18 protein-coding genes are annotated in these 21,266 nt (G+C 61.5%); 11 read left to right on the top strand and 7 right to left on the bottom strand.

Features of this window, described 5'->3' with window-relative positions; translation table 11 throughout:
- Positions 1–7: 7 nt before the first annotated feature.
- Positions 8–217 carry a dodecin gene (locus tag E0L37_RS04515; RefSeq protein WP_133490589.1) on the bottom strand — a complete coding sequence of 70 codons (210 nt, stop codon included), beginning with the start codon at positions 215–217 and terminating at the stop codon, positions 8–10.
- Between the two features lie 218 nt (positions 218–435).
- Between E0L37_RS04515 and E0L37_RS04510 the strand changes: the two genes are divergently transcribed.
- From E0L37_RS04510 to E0L37_RS04470, 9 genes are all read left to right on the top strand, one after another.
- The gene (locus E0L37_RS04510) at positions 436–936 is read left to right on the top strand and encodes a DUF1643 domain-containing protein (protein ID WP_133490588.1); all 501 of its coding nucleotides are present in this window, start codon (positions 436–438) and stop codon (positions 934–936) included.
- A gap of 89 nt (positions 937–1,025) precedes the next feature.
- Positions 1,026–3,365 (top strand): fatty acid cis/trans isomerase, encoded by a 2,340-nt coding sequence (locus tag E0L37_RS04505; RefSeq protein ID WP_205655578.1) that lies wholly within the window; start codon positions 1,026–1,028, stop codon positions 3,363–3,365.
- Positions 3,366–3,918: 553 nt separating this feature from the next.
- Positions 3,919–4,911, top strand: coding sequence for a GlxA family transcriptional regulator (locus E0L37_RS04500; RefSeq protein WP_133490587.1), 993 nt, complete (start codon positions 3,919–3,921; stop codon positions 4,909–4,911).
- A gap of 102 nt (positions 4,912–5,013) precedes the next feature.
- Positions 5,014–6,396: a sodium:alanine symporter family protein gene (locus tag E0L37_RS04495; RefSeq protein WP_133490586.1), complete on the top strand. Its 1,383-nt coding sequence runs from the start codon at positions 5,014–5,016 to the stop codon at positions 6,394–6,396.
- 348 nt (positions 6,397–6,744) lie between these two features.
- On the top strand, positions 6,745–7,620 hold the full coding sequence (locus E0L37_RS04490) for a GAF domain-containing protein (RefSeq protein WP_159660145.1): 876 nt from the start codon (positions 6,745–6,747) through the stop codon (positions 7,618–7,620).
- Between the two features lie 164 nt (positions 7,621–7,784).
- Positions 7,785–8,552, top strand: coding sequence for a GGDEF domain-containing protein (locus tag E0L37_RS04485; RefSeq protein WP_133490584.1), 768 nt, complete (start codon positions 7,785–7,787; stop codon positions 8,550–8,552).
- Positions 8,553–8,739: 187 nt separating this feature from the next.
- On the top strand, positions 8,740–9,909 hold the full coding sequence (locus E0L37_RS04480) for an OmpA family protein (protein WP_133490583.1): 1,170 nt from the start codon (positions 8,740–8,742) through the stop codon (positions 9,907–9,909).
- Positions 9,910–10,507: 598 nt separating this feature from the next.
- Positions 10,508–11,815, top strand: coding sequence for an acyl-CoA dehydrogenase family protein (locus E0L37_RS04475; protein WP_133490582.1), 1,308 nt, complete (start codon positions 10,508–10,510; stop codon positions 11,813–11,815).
- 14 nt (positions 11,816–11,829) lie between these two features.
- Positions 11,830–13,035, top strand: coding sequence for an acyl-CoA dehydrogenase family protein (locus tag E0L37_RS04470; protein ID WP_133490581.1), 1,206 nt, complete (start codon positions 11,830–11,832; stop codon positions 13,033–13,035).
- A gap of 212 nt (positions 13,036–13,247) precedes the next feature.
- On the opposite strand, the gene E0L37_RS04465 is transcribed toward E0L37_RS04470, so the two are convergent.
- Complete coding sequence (locus tag E0L37_RS04465; RefSeq protein WP_133490580.1) at positions 13,248–15,260, bottom strand: NADPH-dependent 2,4-dienoyl-CoA reductase; 2,013 nt, start codon at positions 15,258–15,260, stop codon at positions 13,248–13,250.
- An 88-nt stretch (positions 15,261–15,348) separates the two neighbouring features.
- Between E0L37_RS04465 and E0L37_RS04460 the strand changes: the two genes are divergently transcribed.
- Entirely contained in the window at positions 15,349–15,963 is a 615-nt protein-coding gene (locus E0L37_RS04460; protein ID WP_133490579.1) for a TetR/AcrR family transcriptional regulator, read from the top strand.
- On the opposite strand, the gene E0L37_RS04455 is transcribed toward E0L37_RS04460, so the two are convergent.
- The 4 genes from E0L37_RS04455 to E0L37_RS04440 are packed head-to-tail and all read right to left on the bottom strand — an operon-like array spanning position 15,956 to position 18,559.
- Positions 15,956–17,272 (bottom strand): ATP-binding protein, encoded by a 1,317-nt coding sequence (locus E0L37_RS04455; protein ID WP_133490578.1) that lies wholly within the window; start codon positions 17,270–17,272, stop codon positions 15,956–15,958. The two genes, E0L37_RS04460 and E0L37_RS04455, sit on opposite strands and share 8 nt — an antisense overlap.
- Positions 17,269–17,937 carry a response regulator transcription factor gene (locus E0L37_RS04450; RefSeq protein WP_133490577.1) on the bottom strand — a complete coding sequence of 223 codons (669 nt, stop codon included), beginning with the start codon at positions 17,935–17,937 and terminating at the stop codon, positions 17,269–17,271. Before E0L37_RS04450 ends, E0L37_RS04455 begins: the two co-directional genes overlap by 4 nt.
- Entirely contained in the window at positions 17,937–18,245 is a 309-nt protein-coding gene (locus tag E0L37_RS04445; RefSeq protein ID WP_166642999.1) for a PepSY domain-containing protein, read from the bottom strand. The genes E0L37_RS04450 and E0L37_RS04445 overlap by 1 nt, the downstream gene beginning before the upstream one ends.
- Complete coding sequence (locus E0L37_RS04440; protein ID WP_133490576.1) at positions 18,245–18,559, bottom strand: PepSY domain-containing protein; 315 nt, start codon at positions 18,557–18,559, stop codon at positions 18,245–18,247. Before E0L37_RS04440 ends, E0L37_RS04445 begins: the two co-directional genes overlap by 1 nt.
- A gap of 205 nt (positions 18,560–18,764) precedes the next feature.
- Between E0L37_RS04440 and E0L37_RS04435 the strand changes: the two genes are divergently transcribed.
- Positions 18,765–19,625 carry an acyl-CoA thioesterase II gene (locus E0L37_RS04435; RefSeq protein ID WP_133490575.1) on the top strand — a complete coding sequence of 287 codons (861 nt, stop codon included), beginning with the start codon at positions 18,765–18,767 and terminating at the stop codon, positions 19,623–19,625.
- 161 nt (positions 19,626–19,786) lie between these two features.
- Here E0L37_RS04435 and E0L37_RS04430 read toward each other — a convergent pair whose 3' ends face one another.
- Positions 19,787–21,073, bottom strand: coding sequence for an acetyl-CoA C-acetyltransferase (locus tag E0L37_RS04430; RefSeq protein WP_133490574.1), 1,287 nt, complete (start codon positions 21,071–21,073; stop codon positions 19,787–19,789).
- Positions 21,074–21,266 lie beyond the last annotated feature (193 nt).

Here is a 21,266-nt window from a genome sequence, read left to right as displayed (position 1 = left end):
GGCCGGCTCAGACATCAACTCGAAAGCCGACTTTCACCACCACCTGGAAATGGGCGACTTTGCCGTTTTCCACATGGCCCCGGGTTTCCTGGACTTCGAACCATTCCACGTTCTTGACGCTTTTATCAGCAGCGGCAATGGCGTTGTGAATGGCGCCCTCAATGCTGTCCTTGGATGAGCCGACCAATTCCAGCTTTTTGTAAACATGCTCGCTCATAAGGTCCTCCTTAAACACACCATCTGTTCCGTTTCAGGGTGAACCCCAAAGGCCATCAAGGTCAAAGCACACGGACATGCCGTCAGAGGTCTCTACAGGGCTGTTGTAGTCTGGTCCGGGAAAGCGGCTTTTGGCAACGGATGGCAGACTTGCCAATTCGGCATTGCTCACTCCTGACGCTATAATCGCCGGCCCGGAAATCAGTTCCCCCAACCGCCATGCAACGAAGCGCCCATTTTTCCCGCTGCCGCCAATACCGCTATGCCCTCTGGCGCCGCTGGGCCGAGGGCGATGACTATGTGCTGCTGGTGGCGCTGAACCCGTCCACCGCCGATCATCGCCGCGATGACCCGACCATTCGCCGCTGTATCGGTTTTGCCCGGGACTGGGGCTATTCCGCGCTGTGCGTGGCCAACCTGTTCGCCTACCGGGCCACTTATCCGAGCGATCTGTTCGCCGCCGACGATCCGGTGGGCCCGCGCAACGACCAATGGCTGAGCAAGCTGGCCCGCGACGCCAGCCTGATAGTGGCCGGCTGGGGCAATCATGGCCGTCACCGAAATCGCGCCGCCCAGGTGCGCGACCGCCTCGGCGACACCCTGCACTGTCTGCGCATGAACGGCTCGGGGGAACCGGCTCACCCACTGTACCTGCCGAAAGAGCTCACTCCGGTTCCGATGCCGGCGATCAATCCACCCGATCGGCCGGGCCGCCGCTGATTTACATTTTCGTCACCGTGGTCAGGCAATATTCCGATCCGCTAGACTGGCGATGAGCGACGAACGAATCACGACCGGAGGGAACCCAGGTGGCAAATTTGCAACAGGCTCTGTTGGGAGCCATGGCGTTTTTCGCGCCTCTGATCAGCATTGGCGCCACCACGCCCTCCTCCGGATCGACTCAGCCGGTCTCCTTTCAACAGCAGGTCAGACCGATTCTGGAACAGCGCTGCATCGCCTGCCACGGCTGCTATGACGCCCCCTGCCAATTGAAACTGGAATCGCCGGAAGGGCTGGCCCGGGGCGCCAGCCAGACACTGGTGTATAACGGCCAACGCACCTCGGCGGCGACGCCGTCCCGTCTGTTCATTGACGCGGGCAGCTCCGGTGAATGGCGCAATCGCGGCTTCTTCTCGGTGCTGGAAGGCAGCCAGACCATGGACGAGGGGCTGCTTTATCAGATGCTGGTACTGGGCCAACACCAGCGCTTCGAGCCAAACGGTAAACTGCCCGAGGACATTCAACTGGGATTGGGGCGCACCAACGTTTGTCCGGCACCGGAGGACATGGCGGACTACGCCCGCGAACACCCGTTGGAAGGCATGCCTCTGGGCCTGCCGGCGTTGAGCGACCGGGAATTCGATCTGCTGACACGCTGGCTGGCCCAGGGCGCGCCGCTGCAAGCTACGCCGGTGAAGCTGACACTGGAGGAACAGAACCGGATCCGGGCCTGGGAGGGTTGGCTTAACCGGGACCGTCCGCGCCAACGTCTGGTCGCCCGCTGGGTTTACGAGCACCTGTTCCTGGCCCATCTTTATTTCGATAACCACGGCCCCAACCGCCCGCGACACTTCTTTTCTCTGGTGCGTTCACATACCCCCCCGGGCGAACCGATAGAGCCGGTGGCCACACGCCGACCCAACGGCGATCCCGGCGGTCCGTTCTGGTACCGGTTGCAACCGATCACCGAGACCATCATCCACAAGACCCACATTACCTACGCGCTCAACGACGCCAAACGCGAGCGCATGGAGTCTCTGTTCTTCGATACGCCGTGGGAATTGGAAACGCTGCCCGGCTATGATGCCGATGCCCGCGCCAATCCCTTCGAAACGTTCCAGGCCATTCCCGCCCGTGCCCGTTACCAGATCATGCTGGACGACGCCGAGTACTTCGTGCGTACTTTCATTCGCGGTCCGGTCTGCCGGGGACAAATCGCCACCGATGTGATCCGCGACCAGTTCTGGGCGGTGTTCCAGGATCCGGACCACGACCTTTATGTGGACGACGCCGACTATCAACGTCAGGCCACACCGCTATTGGGCCTGCCCGGCCAGCACGACGATTTGATTTCGCTGGGACCACAGTGGCTCAAGTACAAGCACAAACGCAATCGCTACCTGCGCGAGCGTCAACAGGCCTATGCCCGATACGCCCCCGGCGGCCCTGGCTGGGACACCATTTGGGACGGCGATGGTGACAACAGCAACGCGTTGCTGACCATCTTCCGCCACCATGACAGCGCCTCGGTGCGCCGTGGTTTGATCGGCGACCTGCCGCTGACCACCTGGGTCATGGATTACCCGCTGTTCGAACGCACTTACTATGCACTGGTGGTGAATTTCGACGTGTTCGGTTCGGTTTCCCACCAGGCCCAGACCCGCCTGTACTTCGACCTGATCCGCAATGGCTCCGAGCAGAACATGCTGCGCTACCTGCCGCCGGCGGCGCGCAAACCGGTGCTCGATGACTGGTACCAGAACACTGGCAAACTCAAACTCTTTATCAGTTACGCCAGCGTCGATACCGACACCCCCACCGGCATCGACTATGGCACCAGCACGCCCAAGCAGGAATTCGACGGCGAGCTGCTGACCCGTTTCGCCCATCTCAATGCCCGCCCGGACCCGCTGAACCGCTGCCAGGACGAGCACTGCGCCCTGCCCGGCACCAACGGTCTGGAACAGCGCGTGCAGCAGGCGCTGAGCGTGCTGGCGTCGCGGCGGGCCGACGACCTGCCGGTGATCGATCACCTGCCGGAAGTGTCCCTGCTGCAGGTGCGTGGCGAAAACGGCGACCTGGCGGTGTACACCCTGCTGCGCAACCGTGCCCACAGTAACGTGGCGTTCATGATGGGCGAATCGCTGCGCTATCAGCCCGAATTGGACACCGTGACGATGTACCCCGGCGTTCTCGCCAGCTATCCGAATTTCATGTTCCATCTGCGGGAGGGCGAGTTGGAAGACTTCGTTCAGGCGATGGAACAGGCCGATGGCGAGGACGGCTTCGAGCAATTGGTGCGGCGTTTCGGCGTGCGCCGCACCCATCCTGAATTCTGGCGTTACTTTGACGATCTGGGGGACTACCTGCGGGAGCATGAGCCGATCCAGGCCGGGGTGTTGGACCTGAACCGCTATGAGAATTTGTGAGCTGCCGCGGCCCCGGACCGCTACTATCCGCCAGCCCGTTTACACGCAACACACTGGCTCGCCTTGCCGATTCGCTGCCAAGGCAGCTTCCCACAGCGGCTTCATAGCCCCTCTGTGGGAAGCGAGCTGGCTTGCGAAGACAGCGCGAATTCATGCCCCCTACGCCGACGAACTGGCCACCACCAAGGAATTGGCATTCGGGCGCCAAAGCCTCTTAAATTTATGAGACAGGACATTAGTGGTCCACAAATCACGGTTAGCCTGTTCAGTTCAAAAAAAACCCCGGACCTTGAGGTCCGGGGTTTGAAGTACCGTCATAGCATGCCTGCGAAGCAGGCTCCCGAGCCTGATGACGATATACGACTTGCGCGGGCAAGGCCCGGCTGAATCAGCGCCTGTTGGCAAGGTCACCGCCGGCTTCCAGCAACGTCGCCCGGCCATGACCACAGGATTCAGGAGTAATCGAAGTAATAATGGCACCCTTCCTCCAGGGCTGGTATTGTCGCCTATGACTTATTTATGGTGATTCGCGACAAACCTACCAAGGACAACAATGTATCAAGTCAGCGTCCTGGCCTATGACGGCGTTTTCGCCTCCGCCCTGGCAGGGGTGGTGGATCTGCTCAATCTCACTGGCGTGACCTGGAACCGCATCCATGGTCTGCCTCTGGACCGGCAATTCAAGGTCCAGGTGGTCTCCCGTGGCGGTCAGCCGGTGCGTTGCAACGCCGGGCTGCGGCTGGCGGTGGATAACGCCATCGAGCGGGTGGACAGCAGCGATCTGGTGCTGGTACCGACCATCGGCAACGAGATCACCAGCGTACTCAAAGCGGAACAAGACACCCTGGAATGGCTGCGTTTCCTGCATGCCGGCGGTGCCGACCTGGCCAGTAACTGCACCGGCGCCTTTCTGCTCGCCGAGGCGGGTCTGCTGGACGGCCGCCGCGCCACCACCCACTGGGGCTACAGTCCGCTGTTCCGTCAACGCTACCCGCAAGTGAACCTGAACGAGCGCGAGCTGATCACCCGGGATGGCAATATCTTCTGTGCCGGCGGCGGTACCGCCTGGCGGGATCTGACCATTCTACTGGTGGAACGCTATTGCGGTGCCGATATGGCGCGGGAACTGGCCAAGTCGTTCGTCATCGACGTGCGCAACGACCCGCAAAGCATCTACGCCGGCCTGCCGGCCAAGACCTATCATCGCGACGAGCAGGTGCAACTGGTGCAGTCCTGGCTGCACGAGCACTATGCCGATCCCACCACTCTGGCCGATCTGGCTCAGCGCGTGCATCTGAGCCCCCGGCAGTTGCAGCGGCGCTTTATCGCCGCCCTCGGCGAGCCGCCCCTGCAATATTTGCAGCGGGTACGGATCGAGGCCTCGCGCAAGATGCTGGAACGTGGCGCCACCAACCTGGGTACCCTGGCGGAACAAGTCGGATATCAGGACGTGAGCAGTTTCTCCCGCCTGTTCAAGCGCCACACCGGCCTGTCACCAAGCCATTACCGGCAGCGTTTCGCCCGCGTCGGCGCCCTGCGCGATTGATCCAGACCCGCGATTCCAGGCTTCATTCCAAGGGCCTGTTTGCGATCGGTACGCCAGCACCGCGGTGTACAGATCGCAAACAGGCCCTTAGAGTGAAGCTTCATGGATGAACCACAATCACAACTCGAGCTGGTACTGGGGAAGATCGTCGGCTTTGTCTGGGGCCCGCCACTGGTCACGTTGCTGGTGAGCGGTGGCCTGTTCTTCCTGCTTTATTCCCGCCTGCTACCCTATCGTTACCTCGGCCATGGTCTGCGGCTGCTGTTCAAGCCACCGGACCGTGACGACCAGGGTTCACTATCCCATTTCCAGGCGCTGAGCACGGCGTTGTCCGGTACTCTGGGCATGGGCAATGTGGGTGGGGTGGCGGTCGCCATCGCCACTGGCGGTCCCGGTGCCATTTTCTGGATGTGGATGAGCGCCCTGCTCGGTATCGCCACCAAATTCTATACCTGCACTCTGGCGGTAATGTACCGGGGCAAGGACAGCGAAGGCGCCCTTCAGGGCGGGCCGATGTACATTATCCGCGAAGGCATGGGACGGCGCTGGCGTCCGCTGGCCTACTTCTTCGCCTTCGCCGGCCTGCTCGGCACCATGCCAATCTTCCAAGTCAATCAACTGGCCCAGGTGGTACGGGACGTAATCGCCACTCCCGCCGGCTGGACCACCGATGATAAACACTTTTTATTCGACCTCGGACTCGGGGCGGTGCTGGCGATCCTGGTGCTCGGAGTAGTGGCCGGTAAACTGCCGCGTCTGGCCCGGGTCACCGCCACCCTGGTGCCGGCCATGGTACTCAGCTATCTGAGCCTCACCGGTGTGGTGCTGATCAGCCACAGCGAGCAGATTCTGCCCACTCTGGAACTGATCGTCGTCGACGCCTTCACCGGGCAGGCGGTGGCCGGTGGCGCCATTGGCGCGATGATCATCACCGGCTTCCGGCGCGCCGCGTTCTCCAATGAGGCCGGCATCGGTACCGAAGCCATGGCCCATGGTGCCGCCCGTACCCGCGAGCCGGTCAGCGAGGGCCTGGTGGCCATGCTCGGCCCGGTCATCGACACCCTGGTGGTGTGCACCTGCACCGCCCTGGTGATTCTGATCAGCGGTGTCTGGACCAGCGGCGACAATGACGGCGTCTCGCTGACCGCCGCGGCCTTCGGCAGTCTGTTCGACGAGGCCGGATCGGTGGTCATGGCACTCACCGTGAGTGTATTGGCTTTCAGTACGGTACTGACATTCTGGTACTACGGCAGTAAATGCCTGGGATTCATGATCGGAGCCCGGCATCAGCATCATTACGTATGGTTTTACCTTTTTTTAATAGTACTCGGCGCCATTGCATCGCTGAATACGGTGATCAGTGTGGTGGACACCATGTACGCTCTCATGGCGATTCCCACCATGACCGCTTCTCTCGTGCTGGCCCCCAAGGTGAACCAGGCAGCGCGGCGTTATTTCCGTAAGAACGCCGGGGAAAGCGGCTAACGTCGGTGCGCATCTCCGAATTGGTGGAAGTTGTGATACCGCCCGGCGCAGGAGGCGCTCGTTTTTGCCACTATCCGGTCCGGTTCCAGGAAAATACTCCCGGGAACGGCGATGTTTGCGGCATGAACGATGCCGAATTTAAAACGGGTGTTGTGGGGTAGGCGGATCCTTGGCTTCGAGAATGAACGCGACGCATTTTGGGGGACGCGGCTTCGAGTATCCGGCTGGCGGGGATAATATCGCCGCCACCAGGCCAAGCGTTTCGCGAAGACCAAAGGTGACGGTTGTCAGAAAATGGCTTCCGCCCCACAATATACAAAAAATATCACAAGCAAGCGGTGTTTAAATATGTTGTGGGGGAAAACACACTCATTCCATCGGTTTGTTGACACTCAGCTACGGGATCTGCGCGAACGCTATGGCCTGTCCCTGTGGATGCTGATTCGTAAAACCGGTGACGACTGGCGCCTGCTGCGCAGCAACGGCAGCGGCTATGCCTTGACCATTGGCGAGCACTTCAGATGGCCGGAGGCCCGCGGCCGAACCGGTTCGTCAACCCACGCCGACGCAAGCGTTCTGTTGGACACCCAGGCTCATTCACCTCCTTACCCGTTGAATCGGCCGATGAAAGTGGGCGCCTGTCTGCGGCTACCGCTGTATGGCGACGAGAATCGCCTGCTGGCGGTGCTTTGCGCGTTGGATCCGGAACCGCAGCCCCATCTGACCGATCACATACTGCCCTCCCTGAAACGCCAAGCGTTCCTGCTGGAAACCGCCCTGTCGTGGAATCTTTCGCTGCTCAACCAGCAAAGAGTCAGCGACTTTCTCGACGATGACGGCCGTGATCCGGATACCGGTATTCTTGATGTTACCGGCTGGTCCCGGATGCTCGAGAAAGAACGCCAACGCTGCCGCAATTACGGCCTCGGCGCCACTATTTTGCGTCTGCGTGGCACCGGTCTGGAACGCCGCGACCGCCGCCAGCGACTGGCCGACTCCCTGGCCGCCCTGGTGCGCGAACAGGATATGGTGGCCTACCTCGGCCATGGCCAGTTCGCGGTGCTGCTGGCGGAAACCTCCATAATGCAAAGTCTGCGCATGCGCGCGCGCATTCTCGACGCACTTGCCGCCAAGGATCTATCGGTGGTGTGCGAACCGGAAACCCTGCTTCTCGATTCCGGCGTTCTCCAACCCGAGGTGCTGCTGCACAGCGCGGTCCATTAGGGCGCCTTTGAAAAACCTCATGCCGGAGGTGTCCTGCATCTCCCTCTGCGAAGTAGCGCGCCATCCAGGGGGAGATGCCGGGTCAAGCCCGGGAACTTGCACCCGCCCCCGCCTGCCCGGATACTCTCAGCTTCTAAGAATTAATCTTTTTTCTGGGGGATATCATGGCGTCGGTTCATAGTGATCATTCGGATTCGCCGACACCGATCAGAACCGGAGACCGCTTCTACGCCCTGCGCATGACCGCCCTGATCACTTTTTGCGGTCTGCTGCTATCGTCCCTTATCACCAGTATCGGTGTCTTGCTTACCGGCGAACGGGACTGGCTGTCCGCGATCTGCCTGGCGTTGCTGATTCCCCTGCTGTTGCTGCCGCCGCTCGGCTATCCGTTGTTGTTGCGTGTTTCCTCCCTGCGGCGGGAAAACCGCACCCTGCAGCAACAGGTACGCGAGGATCACCTCACCGGCTTGTTCAATCGCCCGCATTTATTGAGCATGCTGGAGCGGGAACTTTCCTTGAGTCAGCGCCACGATTATGTGGTTTCCGTTTTACTTTTGGATGTGGCCGATTTCACCGATCTGGCTGACCGTTACGGCCGGCGCGCCGCCGACCGGTTGCTGCGGGTGTTCGCTGACCGCATCCGCGACAAGATTCGCGAAAGCGACCTGTTCGGACGCATCGACGGCGCCCAGTTCCTTCTGGTACTGCCTCATACCAGCCAGCACGACGCCCTCCACATGGCGGAAGGCCTGCGTGCGCTGGTCACCAGCATACAGGTGCCGGGGATCGAGGAAGGCCTGCAGTTTGAAGTTCGCCTCGGTGTGGCCAGTACGGAGAACACCGGCCCCAGTCTCAATGCTCTACTGAATGAAGCCGATTACACGCTATATCAAAGCCGGAATGATCTCCGTCAACGCACCAGTCAAAACTAACCCTTATTACCTATACAAAACACAACCATTTAGTACCAATAATTCACAAAGTGACGCCTTTCATGTCGCTGTATGACATGTGTTTGTAAATTTTCTTATTAATAAGCGCCGCCCCATTTACTCCTAAAATATGCATGACAAACTGTTCCCGTGTTTGTTCTGCCTACACGATAAAAAGGAAGGAGTTATGGACGCTAAACGTTTTCTTGCCTCCAGCATTGCACTGGCCTCCGTCTCCGTGGCGAGCGTCGCCACGGCCGCGGATATCCCCGACCGGTATTTCTACCTCGGCGGTCACGTCAGCCAAAGCTGGATGGACATCGGCGATCACTATGAGGGTGACGGGTATATCGACGACAACGTTCCCGGTGTTACCACCGACACCGTGACCCTGCCGGGCGCGCAACTGGGTTACCGCTTCAACCGTGACTGGTCCATCCAGGCATGGTGGGAACGCAACAACTACAACAGCGTGGACCTGCGCAACAACTTCGTAAGCTTGCGTAAGCACTTCCGTGGTGACGCTTCCCCGTTCGAAACCTATGTCGGTTTGAACGCCGGTGAAACCCGTACTGAGTTCAACAGCGAAAGCAGCAACGACTTCAAAGAAGCCGTTGGTGGTGTTGAATTCGGCGTGCAAACCGCGTTGGCTCGCAACTTCCTGTTGGACGTAGGCGCACGCCCGACCTACAGCTTCCGCAGTGAGCGTTGGGACGGCCAGGTTTACGCCGGCCTGAACCTGCTGATCGGCGCTTCCAGCGCTGCCAAGCCGGCTCCGGTAACCGATGTGGCCACCGACAGCGACGGCGACGGTGTTCCGGATGATCGTGATCAATGCCCGAACACTCCGGCCGGCGCGGTAGTTGATGCCCGCGGTTGTGAGCTGGACGACGATGGCGACGGCGTACCGAACAGCGCTGACCAGTGCCCGAACACCCCGGCAGGCGCCAAAGTCGACGAGGTGGGCTGCCAGCTCTACCTGACCGAAGACATTAAAGAAACCCTGTACGTGGAGTTCGAGTTCGACAAGGCGGTTGTTCGTCAAACCTCCTACCCCGAGCTGGAAGATCTGGCTACCCGCATGCGCGAGTACCCGTCCGCGAACCTGGTTCTGGAAGGTCACACCGACAGCACCGGTCCGGAAGGCTACAACCAGAAACTGTCCCAGCAGCGCGCCAATGCTGTGAAAGACGTACTGGTTGATCACTTCAACGTGGACACCAGCCGCATCTCCGTGGAAGGTTACGGCGAAGCCAAGCCGATTGCTGACAACAGCACTCGCGAAGGCCGCGCTCAGAACCGTCGCGTGGAAGCGATCATGAAAGCGACCGTGAAGGAAGCTCAGTTCCAGGACTAATCGGAACCGCTTCAAACAGAGAGTCTCTCGACTCCTGGAAAAGCCCGGCCCTCGCGCCGGGCTTTTTTATGGTTCATCGCGGTATGGAGGGAAATCGTATTGCCTTCCATCAGGGACAGCGGAGCCGTGTTACGCCTTTGCGGGAACGTCGTGAAGCAGGTCCCGCAAAGGCGTAACACGGCTCCGCTTCGAGGTAACCGAAAAGTGCGGATGTCCTTCTGGTCTTGGAGACATAAATTCGAAGGCAGCTACAACACCGCTGTGGGAAGCTTGCTTGCAAGCGAATCTTGAGGGACTGAAGCCCATTCGCTTGCAAGCAAGCTTCCCACAGCCGCTTCGTAGCCCCCTTCTGTGCCAGCGGTCGACGTTATTGGAGTCCAAACTCGGAGCGAAGCGGGTCTGTACGAAGGCCTCCGTACAGACCCGTGCCCCTGATGGAGTCCCCATCCCTCTACCCGGCAACCCCAAATCCATCACCGTCAAGACTGCCCGGTCACGATCATGACTGCGCTGCCGCCGCCTCTGGTCGAGGCAGTCAATTGCTGAAAGGCCGTCTGCCCCATAATCGGATCATTCGATAACGACCACGGGGATTCTCATGGCCAAAGATGCTATTGGCTACGCACTCACCGCCCTTAACCGTCTGGCGTCCTCCGAACTGCTGGACCGGTTGGGCATGCGCCATACCGCCGAGCGGTTGGCCTATCGCCTGACCAAGGGCGGTTTCCAGGTACTCACCACCTCCGCCCGCACCTTCAAGTCCACCCGCAAAGCGGACCGGCCCGAGCGCCTGAACGCGCCGGGCACCACCACCGACCTGTTCGATCTCAATATCACCGAAGAGCAGCAGATGATCCGCGACAGCGTGCGGGCCTTCGCCGGCGAAGTGCTGAGAGAACAGGCGGAGCAGGCCGACCATGACCAGGGCACCGCCGAGGAAGTGCTGAGCCAGGCACGGGAACTGGGACTGAATTTCTTCGCCGTCCCGGAAGCACTCGGCGGCGCCGCCAACGAGAGCACCACCGTCACCAGCATGCTGGTGGCCGAGGATCTGGGCTGGGGAGACATGGGTCAGGCGGTGGCGATTCTGGCGCCCATGGGCGTCGCCAATGCGCTGACCCGCTGGGGCACGGCCTCGCAGCAGGACAAGTACCTGGGCAGCTTCGCCGAGGAACAAGCGCCACTGGCCACCATCGCGGTAACGGAGCCCCGCCCGCTGTTCGATCCCATGCTGCTGAACACCCACGCCACCCGCGATGGCGACGACTGGGTCATCAGCGGGGAGAAATCCCTGGTTCCGCTGGCCGCGGAAGCCGAGCTGTTTCTGGTGGCGGCGGCCACCGATGAAGGACCGGCGGTGTTCATCGTCGAAGGCGGCAGCAAAGGCCTGACCGTGGGAGAGGACCCCGCCATGGGGATTCGCGCCAGCGCCCAGCGTCCTCTGCGCCTCGATGAAGTGAGGGTCCCGGAACAGAACCGTCTGGGCGACGAGGATTTTGACTATCGCGCCTTCGTCGACCTGGGCACTCTGGCCTGGTGCGCTCTGGCGATCGGCACCGCCCAGGCGGTGCTGGATTATGTGATTCCTTACTGTAACGAACGCACCGCTTTCGGTGAACCGATCAGCCACCGCCAGGCGGTGGCTTTCATGATCGCCGACATGGCCATTGAACTGGATGCCATGCGCATGCTCACCTACCGGGCGGCGTGCCGTGCCGAACAGGGCAAACCGTTCCGCCGCGAGGCGCACCTGGCCCGTACTCTGGTCAAGGACAAAGCCATGAAAATCGGCACCGATGGCGTTCAGCTGCTCGGCGGCCACGGCTTTACCAAGGAGTATCCGGTGGAGCGCTGGTACCGTGATTTGCGTGCCGTTGGCGTCGCCTTTGGCGGCTTGCACCTGTAAGGAGGGAAACCCACATGAATATCGAGATTCCGAAGAAGTTCAAACCGCTGATCAATAACGCCTACCAGGTGGCGCGCAGTACCCTCCGCCCGATTTCCCGCAAGTACGACCGCGGCGAACACGAGTACCCCAAGGAGCTGGATATGCTGGCCGCCGTTCTGGACGGCTTCAACGAAGGCGACCCGGCCAATTCCGCTGGTGCCGCCACCACCGGCAGCGGCAAGGTGGAGGACGGCGGCAGTGTGAAAAACGGCGCCAACATGGGTGTTTGCCTGGGCGCCATGGAGATGTGCTATGGCGATACCGGCTTTTTGCTCGCCATGCCCCGCCAGGGGCTCGGCAACGCCGCCATCGCCGCCGTCGCCAATGACGAACAGTTGGAGCGGTTCAAGGGCAAATGGGCCGCCATGGCGATCACCGAGCCGGGCTGCGGTTCCGATTCCGCCGCCATTCGCACCACGGCGAAAAAGGACGGCGATCACTACGTTCTCAACGGCGAGAAAATCTTTGTCACTTCCGGCCAGCGCGCCGACTGCGTGGTGGTTTGGGCGACCCTGGATCCACAGTTGGGCCGCGCCGCCATCAAGTCCTTCGTGGTGGACTGGGGCACACCGGGCATGGAACTGGCCCGCCTGGAGAAAAAGCTGGGCATCCGCGCCTCCGACACTGCCGCCATCAATTTCGTGGATTGCCGGGTGCCGGCGGAAAATCTACTTGGCAGCCCGGAGATCGATACCAAGAAAGGTTTCGCCGGGGTGATGGAGACCTTCGACAACACCCGCCCACTGGTGGCGGCCATGGCCATCGGTTGCGCCAAGGCCTCATTGGAACGTATCAAGGAATTGCTCGAAAAACAGATGAGCTACGATTACGGCAAACCGGTGGACAACTGCTCCGCGGTGGAAGCGGAAATCTACAGAATGGAAGCGGACTGGGAAGCGGCTTATTGGCTGGCGGTGAAGGCGGCCTGGATGGCGGACAACAAGAAAGCCAATACGCTGGAAGCGTCGATTAGCAAAGCCAAGGCCGGCCGGGTCGGAAACTATATCACTCTACGCTGCGTGGAACTGGCGGGCAGCCTCGGCTACACCGAGGACGAACTGCTGGAAAAATGGGCCCGTGATTCAAAGATTCTCGACATCTTCGAGGGCACCCAGCAAATCCAGCAACTGGTGATCGCCCGACGGGTGCTGGGATTGAGTTCGAAAGAGCTGAAGTGACATGTGGCGGTCCGTGGACCACTGTTTCACTGGCACGCTTACACGCAACACGCTCCCCACGGGAGCGCTACAGGCCGCTGTGGGAAGCATCCGGGCGGCGTTCCGCTTTAGCGCTTTAACCGCGAAGGGCGATGTTGGCGTGCCAGCGTGTAAGCGTGTAAGCGTGTAAGCGCATTGCATGGGACAGCCCGGGTCCACGGACCGCGACTTTTTTACAACGAGGCGGCCAGTTCGGCGCCCTGGCGGATGGCTCGCTTGGCATCCAGCTCCGCCGCCAGTTGCGCGCCGCCGATCAAGTGAAGATTCTCTTCACCTTCCCGGTACAGTTCCTTCAGCGGTTCCTGGCCGGCGCACAGCACCACGTGGTCCACATCCAGTATCCGCGCTTCACCCTTCACTGTCAGATGCAGCCCCTGATCGTCCACCTTCTGATAATCACAACCCGGCAGCATTTCCACCTGACGCTGTTTCAGTGTGGCCCGATGCACCCAGCCCGAGGTCTTGTTCAGCCCCTTGCCCACGGTGCTGTCCTTGCGCTGCAACAGGTACAGGCGCCGTTGCGGCTTCGGAGGTTCCGCTTCCACCAGGCCACCGCGCGCGTCGGAGGTGAAATCCACGCCCCACTCTTCCATCCATTCCGGCAACGGCTGATGGCCTTCACGGGGGGCTTCGGCGAGGAATTCCGCCACATCGAAGCCGATACCACCGGCACCGATGATGGCGACTTTCTCTCCCACCTGAACCTTGCCCTGCAGGACGTCCACGTAGGATACCACCTTGGCATGATCGACCCCCGGGATTGACGGCGTACGCGGTACCACGCCCGTGGCCACGACGATTTCATCGAAGCCCTGCTGTTGCAGTTCCTCGGTGGTGACACGCCCGCCCAGACGCAGCTCCACGCCGGTCACCTCCAGACGCCGCTGAAAATAGCGCAGCGTATGGTAGAACTCTTCCTTGCCCGGGATTCGCTTGGCCATATTGAACTGGCCGCCGATGGCATCCGCCTGATCGAACAGCGTGACCCGGTGCCCCCGCTCCGCCGCCACCGTGGCGCAGGACAGCCCGGCGGGCCCGGCCCCCACCACCGCGATGCGCTTCGGGTTGGCGGTCTTCAGGTAGACCAGTTCGGTTTCATGGCAGGCGCGCGGGTTGACCAGACAGGACGCCCGTTTCAATTCGAAGGTGTGATCGAGACAGGCCTGATTACAGGCGATACAGGTGTTGATCTCATCCACCCGCCCCTGCTCGGTTTTGCGCACGAACTCCGGATCCGCCAGCATCGGCCGCGCCATCGAAACCGCATCGGCCCAGCCATTAGCCAGGATATTCTCGGCCACATCCGGGTCGTTGATACGGTTTGAGGCCACCACCGGGATCGACACCTGATCCTTGATCTGCTTGGTCACCTCCGCGAACGCGGCCCGGGGCACCGAGGTCACGATGGTCGGTACCCGCGCTTCATGCCAGCCGATACCGGTATTGATCAACGATGCGCCGGCACCTTCCACTTCCCGCGCCAGTGCCAGCACTTCTTCCCGGGTACAACCGTCCGGCACCAGATCGATGGCGGACAGTCGGTACATGACGATGAAGTCATCACCGCAGCGGCGCCGGGTCTCCGCCACGATTTCCACCGGGAAACGTCGGCGGTTTTCCGCCGAGCCGCCGTACTGGTCGGTGCGCTTGTTGGTGCGCGGCGCGGTGAACTGATTAATCAGATAACCTTCCGACCCCATGATCTCGACACCGTCGTAACCGGCCTGTTTGGCCAGCTCCGCGGTGCGGGCGAAGTCCTGCACGGTGCGGCGGACTTCGCGGGTGGACAGGGCCTTGGGTTTGAAGGGATTGATCGGGCTTTTGATCGCCGACGCGGAACCGGAGAGCGGGTGGTAGCTGTAGCGGCCAGCGTGCAATACCTGCAGCACGATCTTGCCGCCCTCGCGATGCACCGCGTCGGTGACCAGGCGATGATTGCGCACATCCAGACGGCTGTTGAAGGTACCCGCCAGTGGATAGAACCAGCCACGCCGGTTGGGATTGAAACCGCCGGTGACGATCAGACCGACACCGCCGCGGGCGCGTTCGGCGAAATACGCCGCCAGCTTTGGAAACTGCCAGAAACGGTCCTCGAGTCCGGTGTGCATGGACCCCATGATGACCCGGTTTTTCAGTTGTGTGTGCCCCAGGTCCAGGGGCGAAAGCAGTCGCGAGTAATCGCTCATCAGGGCTCTCCAAATTGGCGGCGGCTTGATCTGGACGCCGTCAAGTTAGGATACTGTCTTGACACTGTCAAGATACCCGGGAGTCCCCATGAGCCAAACCGCCCGCTACCACCACGGCGACCTGCATGCCACGCTGCTGCGCGAAGCCGCCGTGCTACTGCGTGAACAGGGCATCGAGGGGCTGTCACTGAGGCGTCTGGCGGAACGGGCCGGGGTCTCGCGCACCGCGCCCTATCATCATTTCGAGGATAAGAACGCGCTGCTGTGCGCGCTGGCGGAACAGGGCTTCCGCAAGCTGGAAACGCTGATGGAGGAAGAGGATCTGGAAACGGAACCGGTAGGCGGCCTGCGCCGCTTCGTGCACGCCTATTTGCGCTTCGCCAGCGAGGACCCGGAGCAATACGAATTAATGTTCGGCCGTACTCTGTGGAAGACCGGACGCCCCACCGAATCGCTGACCCGGGTGGCCCATGGCTGTTTTCGCCGCTATATCGATCTGATGTACCGGCCGCCGCTGGCCACCCGCCTGCCGCCGGGCATGGATCCGCTGCGCCTGGCCCAGGCCAGTTGGGCCACCCTGCACGGTCTGAGCCGGTTGCTGCTGGACGGCATCTATCTGAACCAGGATGACATGGAAGCGGTGAGCGACCAGGCGGTGGATCTGATGATCGCCGGCCTGCGCCTCGGCGAGGACGCTACCTGAGCGGCCAGCACACACGGGCGATCAGACCGCCAAGCGCCGCGCTGTGCCCCAGAGTCAGTTCTCCACCATAGGCCTCGGCGGTGTCGCTGACGATGGCCAGCCCGAGACCGTGACCGGCCACGCGCTGATCGAGACGCTCGCCTCTGCGAATCACCTGATCACGGCGCCCCGGTTCAATGCCGGGGCCGTCGTCCTCGACACTCAGCCACAGTGCGTCCGGCTCCCGCCACAAGCGTACCAACACCCGTCCTCGGGCCCACTTGCAGGCGTTGTCCATCAGGTTGCCCAGCACTTCCAGCATGTCATCCCGCTCCACCGGCTGCGGTGGTAGCTCGGTGCCGATCAGTTCGATGCGGCAACGATCGCCGTAAACCTGGATCATGGTATCCCGCAGCGCCACCAGGTCCTGATCCGGATGAAACAGAGTGCCGGGGGTGGCGCCGGCGGCCACCCTGGCCCGGTTCAGCGCCCGGCGCACGGTGTCCTCCACCTGGGCCAGTTGCTCGTCCAGCAAGCGGTACAGATCCGGATGGTCACGCAGCAGGTTGGCGTCGCAGCGGTTACGCAGCACCGCCAGAGGCGTTTTCAATGCGTGTCCGAGATCACCAATGGCGTGCCGGGAACGGCGCAACTGCTGGTCCGTGTGCCCCAACAGTCGGTTCACCTCCTGCACCAGCGGCCGTAATTCGGTGGGTACGTCGCAATCCAGCTCGGTGCGTTCCCCGTCGCCTAACTGCTCGATCTGGCGGCGGGCCTCATTGAGGGGCCGCAGTCCCCGGCGGATCAACCAAAGCTGCGCCGCCGCCAAGCCGGACAGGATCAATACCCATGCCAGCAGGCTCACCGAGCGGGTATTGCGGAAATTTTCAAGCTGCGGGGTGTAATCCTGGGCCACCACGATGGCCAGTTTGCGGCCATGAATCTCGTAGTCGCCGCGATAGCGCAGCAACTGCTGACCATCCGGACCCGGCACCAGTTCGTTGTCGAGGCCGAGACTTTCAGTGTCCGCCATGCGCTGATCCCACAGCGACCGCGAACGCCAGATGTGGTCATCAAAAGACACGGTGAAATAGCGGCCGGAAAACGGCTGGCGATAGGCCGGGTCCAACATCGGCTGCTCCAACTGCAGCCCGGAAGGCCCTTGGGAAATCGCGGCCAGCACACTGACCGCTTCATCGCGCAAACTGGCGGTCATCACTTGCCGTTGGCGTTGGTCCAGCCACCATAGCGCGCCCTGCCCCACCAGAATGCCGGCCAGCAACAGGCTAACGAACAAACTGACGCCGAGGCGGCCGGCAATGGAGGTCACCGGTGCAATCCCGTGAACACATACCCCTGCCCGCGCCGGGTCTGGATCACCGGAGCTCCCAGCTTGCGCCGGACCCGGTTGATATGAACCTCCAGCACGTTGCTGTCCCGTTCGCTCTCGCCGTCATAGAGATGGTCGGCCAATTGCATCCGCGACAGCAGTTTGCCGGCGTTCAGCATGAAATAACGCAGCAGCCGGAATTCCGCACCGGTCAGTGCTATTTCCCTGCCCTCCAGCACGGCGCTTTGCCGCTCCTCGTCCAGTTCCACGCCACCCACGTTCAGGCAGGTCTGGTTGGCGTTGCCATGACTGCGGCGCAGCACCGCCTGCACTCGCAGCAGCAGCTCCTCGGGATGAAACGGCTTGGTCAGATAATCATCGGCGCCGGCGCGCAGACCGTCCACCCGCTCCGCCCAGCTGTCGCGTGCGGTGAGGATCAGCACCGGCACCGTGACGCCTTCCTGGCGCCATTGTTTCAACACGTCCAGGCCGCCCAGGCCGGGCAGTCCCAGATCCAGAATCACCAGGTCATAAGGGTCATCGTGCACGCGCACCAGCGCATCGCGGCCATCCGCCAGCCAATCCACCGCGTAACCGTGATCACGCAATAACGGGTTGAGCTGGTCGGCCAGGGCCACGTTGTCTTCCACCAAAAGCAGGCGCATCAGTCGTCCACGTCATCCTTGAGAATGTTGCCGGTACGGGCGTCGAGTTCCAGTTCCCGCACCACACCATCCGGGGTCAGCAACTCGATCTCGTAAATCAGGTGGCCATCCTCGCGCTCCAGTTCCGCCTCCAGCAATTGTCCGCCGGGGTACTGGCGCAACGCTTCGGCCAGAATCCGTTCAAACGGCTGGATGCGGCCCTCTTGCCTCAGGCGCAAGGCTTCATCGTGCCCCACATCCAACGCCGGCACCGAACCGCTCAAAACCAGCAGGGCGGCCGTGGCCGCCCCGCGGAGGGGTAAAGACATCAGTCGTCCCGTTCGTTACGAATCACTTCACCGTTGGCGGCATTCAGTTCAACGTCCCACTGTACGTTGTCCTGATCACGCAGCTCCACTTTGTAGACGTAACCGCCGAACTCCTTCTCCAACTCGGTTTCCTCGATCTTGGCGTTGGGATGCTGGGCCTGGGCGGCTTTGTTCAGTTCCTCGAAGGACTTCACTTTGCCTTCCTGAACCAGTTTCATCGCCTGGTCGGGGCCCACGTCGTCGGCATGGGCGCCGGCGGTCAGAGTGGCGGTACCGAGAAACAGGGCGGTCAGAATCGCTTTCTTGGCTTGCATGGGTTATCTCCTTTGAGTCACTTCCGTTGGGGTACGGGAATCACTTTATTCACCACCGCTTAACCTTCCCTGAATGGAATCTTAACCCTTTATTAACACCGTCAACCCCCTTTACCCTCTTGCAATATCCGCCGCATCCGGTCACTTTGAGCCTTTTCCGGCAGCCATGCCGCTGTCCAGACCGTCAAAGAACAAGAGCGATTCCATGCATACCGATCTTTCCGATTTGCTGCAACTGCTTGACCTCACCGAACTGGAACCCGATCTCTATCAAGGCGAAGGCCGCAACATTGTTGGCCCCCGTATCTTCGGCGGCCAGGTGCTCGGTCAGGCATTGCGCGCGGCCTGCCACAGCGTACCCGGCCGCACCGCCCATTCCTTGCAGAGTTATTTTCTACGCCCCGGAGACGCCCGGGAAGCGATTATCTATCGGGTGGAACGGGTGCGCGACGGTCAGACATTTTCCACCCGCCGGGTGATCGCGGAGCAACGCGGCCGCCCGATCTTTGATCTGTCCGCGTCTTTCACCCTGCCGGCGGAAGGCCCCGCGCACCAATGTGATGCCCCGATTCCCGAGGGCCCGGACGGTCTGCTCACCGAGCAGGAACTGAACCGGCAGTATCTGGAGCATGAGGATATCTCGGAGAATTTCCGCAACGCCATGCTGAGAAGAAAGCCGCTGGAGATGCGGCCGGTGGTGAAACGCCACCCTTTGCGCCCGGAGCCGGCACCGCCGTTGCGCCAGGTATGGATGCGCGCGCCGGAAACACTGCCGGAGGACCCGATACTGCACCAGTGCATTCTCGCCTATGTCAGTGATCACAGTTTGATGGGCACGGCGATGCTGCCCCATGGCCTGAGTTTCCTCACCCGCGATCATCAGATGGCGAGCCTGGACCACGCCTTGTGGTTCCACCGTCCGGTCAATATCAATGACTGGCTGTTCTACCAGAGCGACAGTCCCATCGCCACCGATGGCCGCGGCTTCAATCGCGGTCAGATTTTCAATCAGCGGGGGGAGCTGGTGGCCTCGGTGGCCCAGGAAGGGTTGATGCGGAAGATGTGACAAACACGCAACACGCAACACGCAACACGCAACACGCAACATAAGGCGTTACCAAGGCGAGTCAGGTCAAGGCCCAACCCGATAAAAATAGCGCGGTCAACAGACCGCGCCATCCTTCTTCCTAGCGTGCCAGCGTGTTGCGTGCCGACGTGCCCGCATTCTTACTTCTCGACGATCGCCACCACGCCCTGCCCACCGGCGGCGCAAATGGAAATCAGGCAGCGGCCAGAGCCTTTCTGGTTCAACAGCTTGGCGGCATTGGCCAGAATCCGTCCGCCGGTGGCGGCGAACGGGTGGCCGGCGGCCAGTGAAGAGCCTTTCACGTTAAGCTTGTTGCGATCGATGCTGCCCAGCGGCTTGTCCAATCCCAGCCGCTCCTTGCAGAAGGTTTCGTCTTCCCAGGCTTTCAGAGTGCTCAGCACCTGGGAGGCGAACGCCTCGTGGATTTCATAGAAATCGAAATCCTGCAGGGTCAGGCCGGCACGGGCCAGCATGCGCGGTACCGCGTAAGCCGGCGCCAGCAGCAGCCCTTCTTTCTTGCCGACGAAATCCACCGCCGCCACTTCACAGTGGGTGATGTACGCCTGCACCGGCAGACCGCGCTCCTCGGCCCACTGCTCGGAAGCCAGCAGCACCGCGGAAGCACCATCGGTCAAGGGTGTGGAGTTGGCGGCGGTCATGGTGCCTTCCGGCCCGCCGAACACCGGCTTCAAGGTGGCCAGTTTTTCCAGGGTGGAATCGCCACGCATGTTATTGTCGCGCTCCAGGCCCTGGAACGGCGTGATCAGGTCTTCCTGCCAGCCTTCCTCATAGGATTTGGCCAGATTCTGGTGGGAGCGCCAGGCCAGCTCATCCTGATCCTCGCGGCTGATGCCCCATTCGGCGGCGGTGATCGCCTGGTGCTCGCCCATGGACAGGCCGGTGCGCGGCTCGGCGTTACGGGGGATGTCCGGCACGATCATCTTCGGGTTGAGCAGTTTCAGCGCCGCTTTGATTTTCTCGCCGTTGGTCTTCGCCTTGTTGATGTTCATGAACACCTTGCGGGCGTCCTCGTTCACACCCAGCGGTGCGTCGGAGGTGGTGTCCACGCCGCCGGCGATGGCGCTGTCGATTTGCCCCAGCGCGATCTTATTGGCCGCCAGGATGGCCGCTTCCAGACCGGTGCCGCAGGCCTGCTGCAGGTCATAGGCCGGGGTCTCGGGCGCCAGACGGGAGCCCAGCACGGACTCGCGCACCAGATTGAAATCCCGGGAGTGCTTCATCACCGCGCCGGCGGCCACTTCACCGACCCGCTCGCCTTGCAGCTTGAAGCGATCGACCAGGCCGTTGAGGGCGGCGGTGAGCATGTCCTGGTTGCTTGCGCCGAAATACACCGTATTGGAACGGGCAAAGGGAATCCGGTTGCCCCCCACCACGGCTACCTTGCGAACCGCGTCGCCTGCCAGCATAGTCAAATCCTCCACAATGGCGTTTCCGCCAAGATTAACAGATGAGCGCAGTCTATCGTTCCGTTGACGCGCCTCATTGGCTACGGCGCCCCTGGCGCTTCCCAGGCGGGTCAATCCGCGTGTCACGGACGGGTGATTCAATACGCAGCCAACAGTGACCCGCAAGCGTGTTCCGCTCCAAGGGTCGACATTC

The sequence above is a fragment of the Alcanivorax sp. 24 genome (assembly GCF_004360225.1).
GTDB lineage: Bacteria > Pseudomonadota > Gammaproteobacteria > Pseudomonadales > Alcanivoracaceae > Alloalcanivorax > Alloalcanivorax xiamenensis.
This window is presented reverse-complemented; position numbering and strand designations above follow the sequence as displayed.